Source organism: Phycisphaerae bacterium (assembly GCA_024102815.1).
Taxonomy (GTDB): Bacteria; Planctomycetota; Phycisphaerae; order UBA1845; family UBA1845; genus JAGFJJ01.
Map to the genome: position 1 here is coordinate 54,494 of JAGFJJ010000046.1, position 17,346 is coordinate 71,839.

Here is a 17,346-nt window from a genome sequence, read left to right on the forward strand (position 1 = left end):
ACGCGGCGCGATCCGAAGACCACGCCGCGCCGGAATCCGCAAATTCAAGCCGGTCGCCCACCGTTATGGGGTCATCGCGCGATAACAGGCGATGTATCGCTCCGACGACCGAAATAAAGCTTTCCGCCCGTCAGCAGCAGGAGCGTCAGCACCGCCAGGCCCCATTCCGAGACCGCCGGAATGCCGGCCTGACAGTCCATTTGACCGTCGCCGTCAATGTCCGCATCGACACGACCGCAGCCACAGAAGCCCGGATCGGTCTTTTCCCGGTCAAAAGGACAACCGTCGAGGCAGTCTTTCACGCCGTCGAAGTCCTGGTCGATATCCCACTTTCCGCAGCCGCAGACGCCGGCGACGACCTTGTTGGGATCGTTCGGGCAGAGTTCGAGGCAGTTCATCACGCCGTCGTGATCGTTGTCCTCATCCGCTGAATAGCACCCGCACACGCCCGGGGTGGCCTTGTTCGGATCGCCCGGACACAGATCGATGCAATTGGGTACGCCGTCGTGGTCGGAATCGACATCGATCACACCGCAACCGCAGGCGCCGGGACCCGTCTTGTTGGGGTCGTTCGGACACCCGTCGTTGCAGTTGGCGGTGCCGTCGCCATCGCTGTCGGTATCGGCCACGCCGCAGCCGCATTGACCCGGCGTGATCTTGCCGGGGTCGCTGGGGCAATCATCGTTGCAGTCCGCGGTTCCGTCACCATCGCTATCGGTGTCCGCGACGCCACACCCGCAAGCCCCCGGAGCGACCTTGTCCGGATCGGCTGGACAGCCGTCCTGGCAATCGGGCGTGCCATCCGCGTCGCCGTCAGTGTCGGCCACGCCGCAACCGCACAGACCCGGGTCAATCTTGCCGGGATCGTCGGGGCATCCGTCGATGCAGTCAGCCGTGCCGTCGCCATCGCTGTCGGTATCGGCCACGCCACAACCGCAGATGCCCGGATCGATCTTGTTCGGATCGTTCGGGCAATTGTCATTGCAGTTCGCCGTTCCGTCACTGTCGCTGTCGGTGTCGGCCACGCCGCATCCGCAAATGCCCGGATCGGTCTTGTTCGGATCGTTCGGGCAGCCGTCATTACAATCGGCCGTGCCGTCGCTGTCCGTATCCGTGTCGGCGATCCCGCAACCGCAGATACCCGGATCGGTCTTATTCGGATCGTTCGGGCAACCGTCGTTGCAGTCGGCCACGCCATCGCCATCACTGTCGACGTCGGACACACCACAGCCGCAGATGCCCGGAGCAATCTTGTTGGGATCGTTCGGGCACCCGTCAAGGCAATCCGCTGTGCCGTCGCCATCCGTATCCGTATCGGGCACGCCACAACCGCAGTCGCCGGGGCTGGTCTTGTTCGGATCATTGGGGCAACCGTCAAGACAATCGGCCGTGCCGTCACCGTCGGTGTCGGTGTCGGGTGTACCGCAACCGCAGATGCCCGGAGCGACCTTGTTCGGATCGTTCGGGCAGCCATCCTGACAATCGGCCGTGCCGTCGCCGTCACTGTCGGTATCCGGCGTACCGCAGCCGCAGATACCCGGGTCGATCTTGCCGGGATCATTCGGGCACCCGTCCACGCAGTTCGGCGTGCCATCGCCGTCGGAATCGGTATCCGCTGTACCGCAACCGCACACGCCGGGAGCTGTCTTATCCGGATCGTTCGGGCAGCCGTCGTTACAGTCGGCCGTGCCGTCACCGTCGGTGTCCGTATCCGGTGTTCCGCAATCGCAGATGCCGGGGTCGGTCTTGTTGGGATCAAGCGGGCAGGCGTCGTTGCAGTCGGCCGTGCCATCACCATCCGTATCGGTGTCAGCCAGCCCGCATCCGCAGGCGCCCGGCATGGTCTTGTTGGGGTCGTTCGGGCACTGATCGTTGCAGTCCGCGGTCCCGTCCCCGTCGGAGTCGGTGTCGGCGATGCCGCAACCGCAAATGCCCGGATCGGTCTTGTTGGGATCGTTCGGGCAGTCGTCATCGCAATCCAGCACGCCGTCGCCGTCCGAGTCGATATCCGGTCCGCCGTCGCATTGATCGACGCAGTCCGGCACGGTGTCGCCGTCGCTATCCGTGTCTGCAATGCCGCAACCGCACACGCCGGGGCTGACCTTGTCGGGATCGTTCGGGCAGCCATCGTTGCAGTTCGGCACGCCGTCGCCGTCGTTGTCTGTGTCAGGCACGCCGCAACCGCAAATGCCGGGCTGCGACTTGTTGGGATCGCTCGGGCAGGCGTCGTTGCAGTCGGCAACGCCATCGCTGTCGCTGTCGACGTCGCTGATGCCGCACCCACAGGCGCCGGGCATGATCTTGTTCGGATCGTTCGGGCAGGCGTCGTTGCAGTCGGCAACGCCGTCGCCGTCCGAATCCACATCGCTCACGCCGCATCCACAGATGCCCGGTGAAGTCTTGGTGGGATCGTCCGGGCAGTCGTCGTTGCAGTCGGCCGTCCCGTCGCCGTCCGTATCGACGTCGCTGACGCCACATCCACACAGACCCGGCGCCGTCTTGGTCGGATCGTTCGGGCAGCCGTCCAGGCAATTCGCCGTACCGTCACCATCGCTGTCGGTGTCCGCCACGCCGCATCCACAGATGCCCGGACTCGTCTTGTTGGGATCGTTCGGGCAGCCGTCGTTGCAGTTGGCCGTACCGTCACCGTCGGCGTCGGCGTCGCTCGCGCCGCAGCCGCAGACGCCCGGAGTGGTCTTGTTGGGGTCGTTGGGACAGCCGTCGTTGCAGTCGAGGGTGCCGTCGCCGTCGGTGTCAACGTCGCTCACGCCGCATCCGCAGATGCCCGGACTGGTCTTGTTGGAATCGTTCGGGCAATCGTCGTGGCAATCGGCCGTGCCGTCACCGTCGGTGTCGGTATCCTCGATGCCGCAACCACAAATACCCGGCGCGACCTTGTTGGGATCGTTCGGACATCCGTCGTTGCAGTTGGCGACGCCATCGCCATCCGAATCGACATCCGGCGTCCCGCAACCGCAAATGCCGGGGGAAACCTTGTTGGGATCGCTCGGGCAGGCATCGACGCAGTCGGCCGCGCCGTCGCCATCGGTGTCGGTATCGGCAACGCCACAGCCGCAAACGCCCGGCGCAACCTTGTTGGGATCGTTCGGGCAGCCGTCGTTGCAGTCGCGAACGCCGTCGCCATCGCTGTCCACATCGGACACGCCGCAGCCGCACACACCCGGCGCCGTCTTGTTGGGATCGTTCGGGCAACCGTCGTTGCAGTCCGCGACGCCGTCACCGTCACTGTCGGTATCGGCCACACCGCAACCGCACTGGCCGGGCTCGATCTTATTGGGGTCGTTCGGGCATGTGTCGGTGCAGTCCGGCTCGCCGTCCCCGTCGCTGTCCGTATCCGCGACGCCGCAGCCGCACAGGCCGGGGTCGGACTTGTCCGCATCGAACGGGCAGCCGTCATCGCAGTCCAACCAGCCATCGCCGTCCGTGTCCACGTCCGGCGCGTTTTCGCACTGATCGTTGCAATCGGCAACGCCATCGTTGTCGGAGTCGTCATCGGCCACGCCGCAGCCGCAGATGCCCGGCGAAGTCTTGTTCGGATCGTTCGGGCAGCCGTCGATGCAATCCGGGAATCCATCGCCGTCGCCGTCGCCCTCGGTGACGCCGCAGCCGCAAATCAGCGGCTCGGTCTTGTCGGGATCGTCCGGGCAACTGTCGTGGCAATCCGGCGTACCGTCGCCGTCCGTATCGGTATCCGGCGTGCCACAGTCGCACAGGCCGGGCTCCGTCTTGCCCGGGTCATTCGGACAACCGTCCACGCAATTCGGCGTGCCGTCGCCGTCGGAGTCCGTGTCCGCCACGCCGCAGCCGCAAACGCCGGCGCTGACCTTGTCCGGATCGTTCGGACAGCCGTCGTTGCAATCCAGCGTGCCGTCGCCGTCGGAATCGACATCGGCCACACCGCAGCCACAGACACCCGGCGAGGTTTTGTTCGGATCATTCGGGCAATCGTCGTTGCAGTCCGCGACGCCGTCGCCATCGGAATCCACGTCGCTCACGCCGCAGCCGCATGCACCCGGCGCGGTCTTGTTGGGATCGTTCGGGCAGCCATCGTTGCAATTGGCCGTGCCGTCGCCGTCGGCGTCGGCGTCCGCCACGCCGCAGCCACAAATACCCGGCGCGGTCTTGTTGGGATCGTTCGGACAGCCGTCATTGCAGTTCGCGGTGCCGTCGCCATCGGTGTCGCCATCGCCCACCCCGCAGCCGCAGATCCCCGGAGCGGTCTTGTTGGGATCGTTCGGGCACCCGTCCACGCAATCCGCGACGCCATCACCGTCGCTGTCCGTGTCGGCTGTACCACAGCCGCAGACGCCCGGCGCGACCTTGTCAGGATCGGTTGGGCAGCCGTCGTTGCAGTCGGCCGTGCCGTCACCGTCGGAATCGGTATCCGGCGTACCGCAATCGCAGACGCCCGGTGTCACCTTATTCGGATCGAGCGGGCAGGCGTCGTTGCAATCCGCAACGCCGTCGCCGTCGGAGTCCGTATCTGCCAGACCGCAACCGCACTCGCCGGCCGTCGTCTTGTTGGGATCGCTCGGACAACCGTCGTCGCAGTCGGCCGTACCGTCGCCGTCGCTGTCGGCGTCGCTTACGCCGCATCCGCAGATGCCGGCACTGACCTTGTTCGGGTCATTCGGGCATCCATCGTGGCAGTTGGCCGTGCCGTCGCCGTCGGAGTCCGTATCCGCAACGCCGCAACCACAAATACCGGCGCTGGTCTTGTTTGGATCGTTCGGGCAGCCGTCATTGCAGTCGGCCGTACCGTCCAGATCGCTGTCCGTGTCCGCCACACCGCAACCGCACTGGCCGGGCTGCGTCTTGTTTGGATCGTTCGGGCACTGATCGTTGCAGTCACGGACGCCGTCGCCATCGCTGTCCACGTCGGAAACACCGCAGCCGCAAACGCCCGGCGAAGTCTTGTTGGGATCGTTCGGGCAGCCGTCGTTGCAATTCGCGGTGCCGTCCCCATCGGAGTCGTCGTCCGGCGCGCCGCAACCGCACTGGCCGGGCTGCGTCTTGTTGGGATCGTTCGGACACTGATCGTTGCAGTCGCGGACGCCGTCGCCATCGCTGTCCACGTCGGACACGCCGCACCCGCAAACACCCGGCGAAGTCTTGTTCCCGTCGTTCGGGCAGCCGTCCTGGCAATCGAGCACGCCATCGCCGTCGGAATCGACGTCCGGCCCGCCGTTGCACTGATCCACGCAGTCCGGAACCGTGTCGCCGTCGGTATCAACATCCGAAACACCGCAACCGCAGACCCCCGGATTCGTCTTGTCCGGATCATCAGGGCAGCCGTCGTTGCAGTTCACCACGCCATCGTTGTCGCTGTCCGTGTCCGGCGTTCCGCAACCGCAGATGCCCGGGCTGGTCTTGCCGGGATCACTCGGACAGCCGTCGTTGCAATCGGCCGTGCCGTCGTTGTCCGAGTCCGTGTCGGGCTGGCCGCACCCGCACTGTCCGGCCATGGTCTTGTTGGGATCGTTCGGACAGCCGTCGTTGCAATCACGCACACCGTCACCGTCCGAATCGACATCGCTCACGCCGCAGCCGCAGACACCGGGGCTCGTCTTGTCGGGATCGTTTGGACAACTGTCGTGGCAGTCCGCGGTGCCGTCGCCGTCGGTATCGGTGTCGGGCTCGCCGCAGCCGCACTGTCCACCCGTGGTCTTCTGGGGGTCATTCGGACAGCCATCATTGCAGTCCCGCACACCGTCCCCGTCCGAATCGACATCACTCACACCGCAGCCGCAGACGCCCGGATTGACCTTATTTGGATCGTTCGGACACCCGTCGTTGCAGTTGGCCGTGCCGTCACCGTCAGTGTCCGTATCCGCCACGCCGCAGCCGCACACGCCGGGTTGCGATTTGCTCGGATCGCTGGGGCAGGCGTCGTTGCAGTCGGCCGTACCATCCCCGTCGCTGTCCACATCGCTGATGCCGCAGCCGCAGGCACCGGGCGTGATCTTGCCGGGGTCATTCGGGCAGGCGTCGTTGCAATCGGCAACGCCATCGCCATCGGAATCCATGTCGCTGACGCCGCAACCACAGATGCCGGGGCTGGTCTTGGACGGATCGCCGGGGCAATCGTCGTTGCAGTCGGCCGTCCCGTCGCCGTCGCTGTCGACGTCGGACTCGCCACACCCGCAAACGCCGGGGCTCGTCTTGTCGGGATCGTTCGGGCAACCGTCGTGGCAATTGGCCACGCCATCACCATCGCTGTCCGAATCGGCCACGCCGCACCCGCATATACCCGGGTTCGTTTTGTTCGGGTCACTCGGACAGCCGTCGTTGCAGTTGGCAACGCCGTCCTGATCGCTGTCCGCGTCGCTCACGCCACAGCCGCAGATGCCCGGAGCGGTCTTGTTCGGATCATTCGGGCAACCATCGTTGCAATTGGCCACGCCGTCGCCGTCGCTGTCCGCGTCACTCACGCCGCAACCACAGACGCCCGGCGCGGTCTTGTTCGGATCATTCGGACAGCCGTCGTGGCAATCGGCCGTACCGTCGCCGTCGCTATCTTCGTCGCTCACGCCACAGCCGCAGATACCTGCATTCGTCTTATTGGGATCGTTCGGACAAGCGTCGTGACAATTAGCCGTACCGTCGCCGTCACTGTCGATGTCCGGCGTACCGCATCCGCAGATGCCGGGCGAGGTCTTGTTGGCGTCATTGGGGCACGAGTCGTTGCAGTCGGCTGTGCCGTCGCCGTCGCTATCTGTGTCCGGGACACCACAACCGCAAATACCTGGTTCCGTCTTGTTCGGATCGTCGGGGCAGGCATCGGCGCAGTCGGCCGCGCCGTCCTCACAGGTTCGCCCATGGCGCGTGCACCGGGGATCATCACATCCGACCGGATTTTGACCGTCCCCATCACCGCAGCAATACCGCTGGTTCCACGACCCGTGCTGTTTTCCCTTGCAGTCCGAGGGGCACGATAGACAGTCCTCGCCCGCGGCAGGCTCGCAGACCTGGTTCCCGCAGACGCCGCTGCTTCCGCCGTCGCCGTCGTCGTCCGAGACCCCGCAACCGCACTGCCCGGGTTCGGTCTTGTCGGGATCGTCCGGGCAACCGTCGACACAGTCGGCCGTCCCGTCACCGTCGCTATCGGTGTCTTCGTTGTGGCACCCGCACTGGCCGGGCTCCGTCTTATCCGGATCGTCAGGGCATCCATCGATGCAGTCCGCCACGCCGTCGCCATCGCTGTCCGTGTCGGGAACGCCGCAACCACAGACACCCGGAGTGAGCTTGTAGGGATCGTTGATACAGCCATCGACCACGACCTCGATGATCAAGTCGTTGAAGTCGCGATCGCCGCCCGTGTTCTGATCATCCCAGCAAAGCACCCATGTCGTGGTCTGGATCGTCGGGCCATCCACGAGGAAAGTGATCATGTGATCGAGGCCGTCGCTGTTGCGCGAAACGTCCGACGACCAGTTCCCCCCGGAGGTGTTGTCAACCCAATGGAAATCGCCCCCGGCAAGAGAAATACCGGCCGCCTGTCCATCCACGTCGTATTGCGAGCCGGTCACGTTGAACAGGATTGTCTTGACGTTGTTGCGCTCCCATCCAAAAGCGTGGCTGAAAGCCGCAAATTTCACTTTGGCGTTGATGATGACGATGCCGTCCGTCCAGGTCTGGTCGGTGCGGCCGACGAGGTTCACGGTTCCCTGGAGCAGCTCGAGCGTGGCCCCTTCATAGGACGCGCTGGAGCCGGAATAATCCTGTACGCGCGTAAAGGTGGTGCCTGGAGGATACAGGTTCTCCAATACATCCATCACCTGTGGATTCCCCGGAGTTATCGGGGTGGTGCCCGCCAAAGCGTCCGCGGCGGAGAACACACTGAAAAGCGCAACCAAAGGTAGTGCGATGCTCGTCAGTCGGGGGACGCGACGCATGTTTACCTGCCTTCTTCTTGAGCGTGAACGAAGCGAGTCTGATGCAACCGACCGGCACGCAATGCGCGCAGGTACGGGCGCCAAACCCTCCCAGCTTCTGAATCGTGCATTGACCAAACTATTCAAGAATGGGATGCCGCGCAAATAAGCCGTCCGCTGAGCTCGGCTAGTCGAGCTCAAGAAAGGCCCCTCCCGGACGGCTCCAACGCGCGCGGTCTTTCCCTCCCTTACCGCATGCCCAGCACTCTAGCACATTTCAACGCGGGTACCAATTCAATTCTTCACCATGTTGCCACGCGTGTTTCGCGTTTGCACCAAACGAAGAATCCGCTCTGAATCCCGGTTGGAGCATCTGATCGGGCTGGGCAAGCCCGGTGAATTGGGAATTGAATGGAAGGCGCGGAATTGGTAACATGGATGGCTTGATGTGTCCTGTGAGTTGTCATCCAAGGGGCTTTGGCGATGTTGCGAGGCTCGCCGGGACGCATCAGTTTACCGGGCCGTCCGGGGGTGGGCCGAAGCGGCCAGCCGTTCGTAACTATCGGACGACCAATTTGTTGCAGCGGTTCAGCAGCGCGGAGAATCTTTGCCCGCCCATGGCGACGCGGGGCCCAAACGCGGCCTATGATGACATGACGGTGCGGACCCGGATCCGAATCTTCCTCCAGAATACAGGGGAACCGGATCGGGCCATCACTGTCGAGGATCCCACCTCTGAACGGACTTGAGGGGGCCGAAGAGCGCCGACGAGTTGCTCCTGGGGGGGCGGCGCTTACAGCGGTCGGGGGATGAAGTGGACGATTCCGCGCGGGGGGACACGGAAGCAAACCCAGAGCCTATACCGTGGTGAATCCGAGGAGGCCATGCCCACCACTCCAGGGTTGGGGATCGCGGTCCGGCGTATTCCGGCGGCCAGCGCGCTCGCTGTCGCCTCGGCCGTTGCCTTTGCGCTGATCGTTGCCGTGTCCGGCGTCGACGCGGCGCCGCGGGAGCTGCGTGCGTTATCCGGCGCAAAGCAGGCCGTTTCATCGCGGGGGACCTGCACGGCCGACGCCGATTGCGTCGACCACACCGTCTGTACAACGGATCGCTGCGATAACGGAACCTGCGTCCACACGCCGGTGCCCGATTGTGTCGCCTGCGATCCAATCGCCTCGTGCCCTCCGCTCGACGTCGTGTTCCTTCTCGACACGTCCGGATCGATGGGTGACGAAGCCGCGGCACTTTGCACCAAGATGGCCCAGATTGTCAGCGATCTCACCGCTGAAGGAATCATCGTATATCCTCATTTTCTGGGCATCTCTGAAACACCGGGCGGGCCCTTCTCCTGCCTGAGCAATGATGTCGTAAGTCTTCTTGGGGGCGATGTGCCGGGAACGATGAACACCTGCCCGTTTCCGCAACCCCTTTCCGCCTTCGAGTCCTGGGGTCCGGCGACGGCCATCGTGGCCGAGCGATTCGCCTGGAATGCCGGCACGAAGCACGTGATTATCCCCATCAGCGACGAGGGGCCCTGCAACGGCGACCTCCCCGACGGGTGCAACGATCCGGGCGACGACCGCGATTCGGTCTCAAACGCCATCGAAGTCGCAAACAACAACGACGTGATTGTCTCCCCGATCACGGGGACGGGCGCGTCGCTTTGCGTGCAGAAGCTCGCCGCGGATCTTGCCGCGGGGACCGGGGGAACGACGTTTCAGTCGCAGGATCCGGGCTCGGATCTTGTCGAGTCCATCGCGGACATGCTGCGGCAGCTCTGCGATGACGCCACGACGTGTAATGACGGGGACATCTGCACGGTGGACGATCGCTGCGACCTCAGCGGCCAGTGCCTCGGCGTTCCGCTGGACCAGATCGCGTGCACGAGCGACGACGATTGCTTCGGCTCTCCCTGCGATTTGGCGCAGGGCTTCTGCGAGTGTGTCGAGCAACCCGAGCTGTGCGTGGAAACCGTCAATGCCGCGATTCCCGACGGTACCTGCTTCATTGAAGGACAGGAATTCCGGGTCAACATCGTCCTGGGCAAGAGCTCGCACCTGGTCAGCGGCGGCCAATTCCAGATTCGCTACGACCCGAGTCTTCTAGAGTTCATCGATGTCAAACCGGGCGTCGTGTACGACCCCGAATCCCCGTTCACCATGTCGGTCGGAAAGCTCATCAACACGACAACCGGCAGGGTCTTTTACGCCGTGGTCACGAACTTCGGACACCCTGGCACCCACGGCCCGGCGGTCATGGCCACGATGCGCTTCAGGGCCATCGCCGCGTGCGCGACCACGGACATCTGCTACCTCGACGAGAATCCTCGCGTGACGATCCTGTCCGACTCGGACGGCGACACGATTCCGTTTATCCCCTGCTGCACGGGAGACTTCTCGCTCGTAAAAGGACCGCCGACGATCAATTGCCCGTCGGATGTCTCCATGGACGTCGAGGCCGGATCGCTTTCACGCTTTGTATCCTGGTCTCCGGTTGTGGCGGATGATGCCTGCGACGGTGCCCTCCCCGTGGATTGCGTTGCCGAAAACTCACTTGGTCTGTCCCTCGATGGGCTTGCGCAAACGGGGGGACTTTTCCCTGCCAGCACGACAATCTTCACGTGCTCGACATCCAGCACCTGCGGACTGGAGGACGCCTGTACCTGGACGGTCGATATCGCCGAGACTTCGCCTTTCAAGGTGGACGTGCAGCTAGCGCCGACCATGGCGGCCGGCCCCATCGAACGGTGCATCGAATTCGCGTTCTACTCGAGCTGCATCGAAAAACCCGTCGTCGTCTCGCACACGCTGCGATTCGGACGACCGTTCGACCTGCCGGGATTCGCCCGGAATGTCGCCATGGACATTCCCGCCGGCAGCTACGAGTGCGTGACTGCTCGCGATCCAATGCACACGCTGCGTTCGGTGGCGGACTTGAGCGTCGAGTCCGGGCGTTACATCGCGCGGTTTACGGGAGACCCGTCGCTGGCCGGAAACTGGCTCATCGGCGGCAACCTCAACGGCGACCATGTCATCGACGCCCTGGATTACGCCGCGCTCATGACCGTCTGGTTACCGCCCGATCCGGTTTCGATCGACCCAAACGTACGATGCGAAGAGGTGGGCATCCACGGCGACATCAACGGCGACGGAACCATCGACAGCTTCGATGCCGACGTGATTGAGCGGAACTGGCTGCTGGAGGATGAGCCGAGCTGCTGTAGCGAAGACGTCGGTCCCCCCGGCATCATTCGAATTCCCGTTAATCTGCTGGGCCCCGGGCTTGGATGGCGCCTGGCGGAGGCCGATTTCAACTTCGACGGCTACATCGATCTTGACGAGATCAAGCTGATTCTCGAGCAGGGGCTTCCGTCGCTGACGAAGCAGGCGGCCCGGCCGAGCCACATACTCGGCCCGTGATCTGCTGATACCGAACTTTTGGGCGCGGGCGGAGAGTCTCCCGAAGAGCTGTCTTCCCTCGGGCACACCCTTGACGATCGACACGTCCCGGTTTATCACCCTCGAAATCGACTTTCCACACGAGGTTTCCCTGAATGGCTCGCGGCCACGATGGTCCTTCCCCAACTTCCGACCGAATCGCAGGCGATGCGCTGACTTTTGACGACCTGTTGCTGCTTCCCCGCAAGTCGGGCGTGCTGCCCGATCAGATCGATGTCAGCACCTGGCTGACACCGAAGATTCGACTCAACATCCCGTTGGTCTCGGCGGCCATGGACACCGTCACGGAGTCGCGCCTGGCCATTGCCCTCGCCCAGGAGGGCGGGATCGGCATCATTCACAAGAACATGTCGATCGAGGCGCAATGTCGGGAAGTCCACAAGGTCAAGCGATCGGAAAGCGGCGTGATCCTCGATCCGGTCACGCTCTCGCCGGATGCACCCGTTTCGCGGGCCAAGGAGGTCATGTCCCTTCAGAACATCTCCGGCGTGCCGATCGTTGAGAACGGCGGCCGGTTGGTGGGGATCATCACCCGCCGGGATATGAAATTCCTCGAGAGTGAGAATCTGCGGGTGGGCGATGTGATGACTTCGGGCAAGCTGGTCACCGGCCCTCCGGGCACGAGTCTCGAAGAAGCGTCCCAGATTCTCAAGCGTGCCAAGGTGGAGAAACTGCTGCTGGTCGACCGCGACAATCGGCTGGCGGGCCTGATTACGATGCGCGACATCGAGCGCAGCTTGCATTATCCGGTCAGTTGCAAGGACGAGCGCGGCAGGCTGCGCGTCGGGGGGGCCGTGGGCGTTTTCGACTACGATCGCGTCGCGGCGCTGATCGAGAACGACGTGGATGTCGTCGTGGTGGACACAGCGCATGGCCACAGCACGAATGTGATCGAAACCGTCCGCGAGGTTCGCAAGCGGTACGAGATCGAAGTGATCGCCGGGAACATCGCCACAGCCGACGCCGCACGTGATCTTGTCAACGCCGGGGCGAGTGCCCTGAAGGTGGGAATCGGCCCGGGGAGCATCTGCACAACCCGAGTGGTTTCCGGCGTTGGCGTTCCGCAGATCACGGCCATCATGAACGTCTGCTCCGTTGCTCTCGCCAAGGGAATCCCGGTCATCGCGGACGGCGGCATCCGCCAATCGGGGGACATTACCAAGGCACTTGCCGCCGGAGCAAACAGCGTCATGATCGGCTCGCTCTTCGCCGGCCTGGAAGAGGCGCCGGGCGAATCGGTCACGTGGCGCGGAAGGCGTTTCAAGGAATACCGCGGGATGGGTTCGCTGGGCGCCATGGTGAAGGGATCGGCGGAGCGTTACGGCCAGTCGAGCAGCAAGCCCACGGGCAAGCTCGTTCCCGAAGGCATTGAAGGGCGCGTTCCCTTCCGCGGACCCCTTTCCGACTTCGTTTATCAGCTGGTTGGGGGCGTGCGTTCGGGCATGGGATACTGCGGAACGCGGACGATCGACGAATTGCGGACGGATACGCAGTTCATGCGGATCACGTCGGCCGGGGTGGTCGAGTCTCATCCGCATGACGTGACCATCACGCGCGAGTCTCCCAACTATGCATTGGAGCAGGAATATGAATAACCAGGGAACGGTCAAGCCAAATTACATCGCTGCCGCGGTAGGCGCCGCGGTACTGTCGCTGTCAACCGGCTGTGCGCTCGTGGAGAACCCCTGGCGTGACTGCCTGGCCCACGCACCGCCGGTTACAACGCCCTCCGTGGATGCGGCGATGGCGTTTGAGGCAACGGCAACGCAGGCCCATCGTCATTATGCGATGATGGAACGAGAAACAGCCAGTGGAGCGGTTCTGCACTGGCCCCTCTATTTCGAAGACCCCTATGTGGATCAATATCCGCCGGACGACGGACAGTTCGCATGGACGCTCGAGGACTTGTGGTACGCCGTCTACGGGCCAAGCCGATTCGCAGTGAATTTCGTGGCGGCGCCGGTGAGCAAGGTGGTCAACCTGCCCTGGCAGACGATGGCCAGCGATGGAGAATGGGATCGCTGTGACAGCCGACGATTTGACGCGGTTCCCGCCGACGTGTGCTGGGTGTGTACCACCGTGGCGACTGATGAGAAGAACCCGCAAACCGGCGACGCGGCTCCGACCGGCTGACGCCGTGCAAACACTCTTCGCCCAGGAAAGGGACTTCGCCGCTGACATGTACTTGGCATGGCCATGATGGATCGAAGGGACATGACCGAGCCGCCGGCGGGTGCCCGTACCGACTTGCGTCGATGCCCGGCCTGCGGTCAGAAGCTCAATGATCCGCCCCCGCCGCGCTGTCCATTGTGCAAGTTCGAATTCACGGAGAGCCGCGGGATTACGGGCGAAGATCGCACGCCCTATGCCCAGGCCTACGCGGAAGGTGAAGGCGGACTACGGGCGATGGCACGCTGGGTTGCCCTTGCCGATACGCCCCGCCTCAAGCATCTGGCCTTGATCCGCGCCTCGGCTTCGTCAAGGCGGTTCGCGACGATCGTCCTCCTGTTTGCCGCCGCGGGACTCGGGTTGATGCAGTTCGGTCAAACGGGCTGGCGCGGGGTACGCTCCAGCGCGGCGCTTGAGCCCACCGGTTCCACGGAGCCCGCCGGCGCTGGCTGGCTGCATGTCGCAGGCGCGCCGCGCCCGCTCCCCGCTGACATCCCCATCGAGGAGCCCGTCGATCTCTGGTGGAACGCGGCCCAGTCGGTCATCGCCACGGTCATCGGATTCCTGCTTGCCTGGGTCGCACTTGTTCTGATGCTCTCCCTGCTGCGCGGGCTGGCCAATCGCTCACTTTCACCGGCACATCGGGTCGAACAGCGGATGTCTGCCGCGGTTCATTACGGGTCGGTGTTCCTGCTGACGTTCTTGCCTGCAGGGATCATTGCCACGCTTCAGCCGATCGGTCGTATGACGGAAATCAGCCAATCGGCGATCCGCATTCCGCCCAACGTAATAACGGCCGCAGCAAGCCTGCCCGCGGCCCTGGGCGTGATCCTGTGGTGGTTCTGGCTGATCCGGCTGGGAGGGACCGCACCGCCCAAATCGCGTAGCGGGCTGGTCGCGTGCCTGATTGTCGCCCCGTTGCCGTTGCTCGGATTGGCGGTGGCTGGCTGGTGGGCGGCCCTGCACTGGGGTCTGCCGCCCCTGTTCAAGGCCCTCGGCGTGCAGTTCTGACCGCCTCGGGATATGTTCAGCATCGTCGACAAGCAGAGACCCTCGCGGCGGAACGCAGAAACGACTCGCCCCATGACGCCACCAACCATCGCCATCCTCGACTTCGGCGGCCAATACGTCCAACTGATCGCCCGCCGCGTCCGCGAGAACCACGTTCACAGCGCCATCGTCCCGCCTGATGTCACAGCGGAATCACTCCGCGCCCTCAACGCCGTTGGCCTTATTCTCTCCGGCGGGCCTTCAAGCGTGTACGACGGCGATGCCCCCCGCTGCCGTGACGAGATCCTCGCCATGGGCCTGCCGGCACTGGGCATCTGTTATGGCATGCAGCTCGGCTGCCAGTTGCTTGGCGGACTGGTCAATGCTTCGTCGACACGCGAGTTCGGACGGACGGACCTCGAGGTACTCGAGCCCGGCCAGCTCCTTGCTCACGTCCCCCCGCAAACGACGGTCTGGATGAGCCACGGGGACGTGGTCACCGAACTCTCGCCCGATTTTCTCCCGCTGGCTCGAACGGCAACCTGCCCGTTCGCGGCCGTCCGTCACCGGTCGACGCCTTTCTTCGGCGTGCAGTTCCACCCCGAGGTCACCCACACCCCCGCCGGCGGGCAGATCATCCGCAACTTCCTCTACGACATCTGCGGCTGCACTGGACAGTGGCAGATTGGCAACGTCATCCACGACACCGTCGAGGGCATCCGCCAGCGCGTTGGCCCGGGCGACCGCGTCATCTGCGGGCTCTCCGGCGGCGTGGACAGTGCCGTCGCGGCGACACTCATCCACCAGGCGATCGGCGACCGCCTCGTCTGCATCTATGTGGACAACGGCCTCATGCGCAACCGTGAGACCGATCTCGTCGAGGCCACTTTTCGACAGCATTTCAAGATCGACCTTCGCGTCGCTCACGCGGCCGACCGCTTCCTCGACAAGCTCCGCGACGTGGTCGATCCGCAGCAAAAGCGCATCATCATCGGCCACGAATTCGTCGAAGTCTTCCGCGAGCAGTCGCAGACGGTTCCCGGCGCCCGCTTCCTCGCCCAGGGCACGCTCTACCCGGATGTCATCGAATCGGGTCAGGGCAAGGCGGGCAAGACGGCCAAGATTAAGTTGCATCACAACGTCGGCGGCCTCCCCGCCGAACTCGGCTTCGAACTCCTCGAACCCCTCCGTGATCTGTTCAAGGACGAGGTCCGCCGCGTGGGCGAGCACCTCGGCCTGCCGCCGGAAATCGTCTGGCGACATCCCTTCCCCGGGCCCGGACTGGCCGTGCGCATCATCGGCGAGATCACCCGCGAGCGACTCGCCCTGCTCCGCGCGGCCGACGACATCATCCTCGAGGAAATCCGCGCCGCCGGGTGGTATCGCAAGATCGCCCAGGCGTTCGGCGTGCTCCTGCCCATCAGTACCGTCGGAGTCATGGGCGACGACCAGAGCTACGCCGGCCAGCATATCGTCGCCGTCCGCTTCGTGGAGAGCACCGACTTCATGACCGCGGCCTGGGTGCACATCGACCACGAGGTCATCGGCCGCATTGCTTCACGCATTATGAACGAGGTCCGCGGCATCAACCGCGTCGTCTATGATGTGTCAACCAAACCCCCGGCGACGATTGAATGGGAGTAGTCTTGTGAGGCATGCGGTTCCTGTGGCGCCAGCCGCGCGGTTCGCAAGCCTCTCTTGCTTCGCGAACCGGACCACGCTTTGCCCGCCAACCGTCTTACGACCACTCCCGGATGCAAAGCGTACCGGCCGTCAGCACCAACAGCGCCAACGCTCCCACGCCCCACTGAGACGCTGCCGGCACGGGATCGGCGCCAACCCGTGCTATGCGAAAACCGATCCCCACGCTTTCTTGCGAAGCCAGCGCGAAACTTCGCGTTGATGCGTGCAGCCGTTCCGAGGCACTCGCGAACGACCCGCCGCGCGCCCCACGGTCCGCATCCGAGACGACTTCCTCATTCCATTCCCAGACGTTGCCCCCCTGGTCGAACGTTCCGTAGGGACTCGCCGAGTTGCTGAAAGTTCCCACCGGGGTTCGGTAATACGGCGCAGAAACGGAGAACGTCGTGTCGAAGAAATTGCCGTTGTTGCCCGGGTCCGGCGTCATGACCACGTTCGCCGGCACGGCATCGCTGCCCGCGGGATAATCAAAGTAGTTTCCCGTCGCCCCGTCATTCGCGTGGTAGGCGGCCTTATACCACTCATCTTCAGTTGGAATGACCCACGTGGCGCCGGCCTTTCGCTCCACCGCCATCAACGAGGAATTGCTTGACGCGCCGTTCAGCAAATACGATCCGTCCTCCGTCGTACCAAGGTCTTGCGCACCAGTGGGCTGACCGTTGTGCAGCCAATTGCAGAACCGCGCCGCGTCCCCCCACGAGACCAGGTTCACCGGCCGGTCCGCCCAATCCGGATCGACCGCGTACACATAGCTGCCCGGCGAACCGCCACGTGAAATGTGGCAGCCCTGCGCATCGCTCCACATCGCGGTGTTGTAAAGCCCATGCGTATCTGTCGTGGCCACGGCGTTGAGAAAGGCGGTGTACTGACCGGCGGTAATCTCGTATTTGCCGATGGCGTAATCGTGGTCTACGTACCCGCAGAAATCCGTGGGCCCCTCGCCACCGGCCGCCGCCCCCGACAATTCCGGCGCGTTTCCTAAATTCCCCACGGGGACAGTCTGGATGATGACGCCGTCCGCCCGGGTTGCGTGAGCGATCGTACAAACGCCCAGAACCACGATTGCGACGTTCGTCAACTTCATTATTCTCATCCCGAACGAAAGCCGGCAGAATGATTCCGGCCGCCACTCA

The 17,346-nt window shown here is 64.0% G+C and carries 7 protein-coding genes; 5 read left to right on the forward strand and 2 right to left on the reverse strand.

What is annotated here, in order from left to right:
- Window positions 1-71: 71 nt before the first annotated feature.
- A complete protein-coding gene (locus J5J06_10475) occupies window positions 72-7,916 on the reverse strand; it encodes a DUF4114 domain-containing protein (protein MCO6437502.1) in 7,845 nt (2,614 codons plus the stop codon).
- Between the two features lie 863 nt (window positions 7,917-8,779).
- On the opposite strand from J5J06_10475, the gene J5J06_10480 reads away from it, so the two are divergent.
- From J5J06_10480 to guaA, 5 genes are all read left to right on the forward strand, one after another.
- On the forward strand, window positions 8,780-11,314 hold the full coding sequence (locus tag J5J06_10480; GenBank protein ID MCO6437503.1) for a hypothetical protein: 2,535 nt from the start codon (window positions 8,780-8,782) through the stop codon (window positions 11,312-11,314).
- 134 nt (window positions 11,315-11,448) lie between these two features.
- Window positions 11,449-12,948: an IMP dehydrogenase gene (gene guaB / locus J5J06_10485; protein MCO6437504.1), complete on the forward strand. Its 1,500-nt coding sequence runs from the start codon at window positions 11,449-11,451 to the stop codon at window positions 12,946-12,948.
- Window positions 12,941-13,486 carry a hypothetical protein gene (locus J5J06_10490; protein ID MCO6437505.1) on the forward strand — a complete coding sequence of 182 codons (546 nt, stop codon included), beginning with the start codon at window positions 12,941-12,943 and terminating at the stop codon, window positions 13,484-13,486. The genes guaB and J5J06_10490 overlap by 8 nt, the downstream gene beginning before the upstream one ends.
- 81 nt (window positions 13,487-13,567) lie before the next feature.
- Window positions 13,568-14,533 carry a hypothetical protein gene (locus J5J06_10495; GenBank protein MCO6437506.1) on the forward strand — a complete coding sequence of 322 codons (966 nt, stop codon included), beginning with the start codon at window positions 13,568-13,570 and terminating at the stop codon, window positions 14,531-14,533.
- Between the two features lie 72 nt (window positions 14,534-14,605).
- Window positions 14,606-16,156: a glutamine-hydrolyzing GMP synthase gene (gene guaA / locus J5J06_10500; GenBank protein ID MCO6437507.1), complete on the forward strand. Its 1,551-nt coding sequence runs from the start codon at window positions 14,606-14,608 to the stop codon at window positions 16,154-16,156.
- Between the two features lie 94 nt (window positions 16,157-16,250).
- Here the strand turns inward: guaA and J5J06_10505 are convergent, their stop codons facing one another.
- The gene (locus J5J06_10505) at window positions 16,251-17,297 is read right to left on the reverse strand and encodes an SUMF1/EgtB/PvdO family nonheme iron enzyme (GenBank protein MCO6437508.1); all 1,047 of its coding nucleotides are present in this window, start codon (window positions 17,295-17,297) and stop codon (window positions 16,251-16,253) included.
- Between the last annotated feature and the right edge of the window lie 49 nt (window positions 17,298-17,346).